The 520-nt window shown below is 50.0% G+C and carries 1 pseudogene; it reads left to right on the top strand.

Annotated elements, in window-relative coordinates:
- A pseudogene (locus tag R7Q46_RS30220) lies at window positions 1-485 on the top strand (efflux RND transporter permease subunit); the annotation flags it as partial.
- Window positions 486-520: the final 35 nt, after the last annotated feature.

The raw sequence follows: 520 nt of genomic DNA, 5'->3' as shown, positions 1-520 counted from the left end.
GCACTGGGCGCATGTTGTTGGTGTTTGTGGCAATGAGCGCTGGTGCGGGTTGGTTATTTATGAATCTGCCGACGTCTTTCCTACCAGATGAAGACCAAGGTACGGTGTTCTCGATGGCAATCTTGCCGCCGAACTCGACTCAAGAGCAGACAGAAAAAACACTCGATAAAGTGCGTAGCTATTTCTTGGAAGAAGAAAAAGACAACGTGAGATCCGTGTTTACCGTGGCTGGTTTTAGCTTTGCTGGTCAAGGTCAAAACATGGGTATGGCGTTTATTGGCTTGAAAGATTGGTCTGAGCGCGAAGCGCCGGGTTCGGATGCTGCATCTTTGACAGGCCGTGCTATGGGTTACTTCTCAACCATCAAAGAAGCCATGGTATTTGCGTTTGCACCTCCTGCCATCCAAGAGTTGTGTACCGCAACGGGGTTTGCTTTCTATCTACAAGCCTCCCTGAGCCTGGGTCACGAAGCATTATTTGCTGCATAAGGGCAATTACTGGGCAAGGCAGCGCAGCATCC

Source organism: Vibrio sp. 811 (assembly GCF_033339195.1).
The sequence above is the reverse complement of the archived record's forward strand: the minus strand, read 5'-3'. Positions and strand labels throughout refer to the sequence as shown.